Raw genomic sequence first — 554 nt, 5'->3', positions numbered from 1 at the left:
GCCACCGACTTGTCCGCGAACCGCTGGCTGGTCAGCACGTCCAGCACGTGCGCTCGCTCGGCACCGGTGAGCTTACTCGGCGGGGCCGGCCGCGGCCGGGGCTGCCGGGCCGGTGGCGGCTTCTGGGCCCGGTAGTGGCTGGCGCGGGAACGGCCCAGCAGCCCGCACGCCCGTGCGACACCGACCTGCTCGGCGAGGCCCTCGACGGCCGGGTTGATCACCGCGGCGACCGCGGGGGCGTGTCCGCGCTCTCGGAGAGCGTCTCCAAGAGCGCGTGCGCTTTTCCCACCAGGTCCAACGCGGCCCGGGTGCGGGCCAGCTCCGTCTCGGCCCTCTCCGCCCGCGTTCTGAGCGCCTCGATCTCCTTGTCCCGCCGGTCCCGGGACCTGCCGCCCAGCCCGGCCTGCGCGCCCGCGGCAGCGGCCTTGCGCCACTCGATGATGTGCGAGGTATACAGGCCCTCCCGGCGCAGGATCACGCCACGCTCGGCCCGCTCCGCCGCCTCGTACTCGGCCAGGATCGCCGCCTTGAACGCGGCGGTGAAGGTCCGCCGC

At 75.3% G+C, this 554-nt stretch carries 2 pseudogenes; both read right to left on the bottom strand.

Annotated features, from left to right (window positions below):
* Positions 1–221, bottom strand: a pseudogene (locus BKD30_RS15075) (IS3 family transposase); the annotation flags it as partial.
* A pseudogene (locus tag BKD30_RS16180) lies at positions 218–554 on the bottom strand (IS3 family transposase); the annotation flags it as partial. The pseudogenes BKD30_RS16180 and BKD30_RS15075, both read right to left, overlap by 4 nt.

It is taken from the genome of Tersicoccus phoenicis (assembly GCF_001968835.1).
Taxonomy (GTDB): Bacteria; Actinomycetota; Actinomycetes; order Actinomycetales; family Micrococcaceae; genus Tersicoccus; species Tersicoccus phoenicis.
This window is presented reverse-complemented; position numbering and strand designations above follow the sequence as displayed.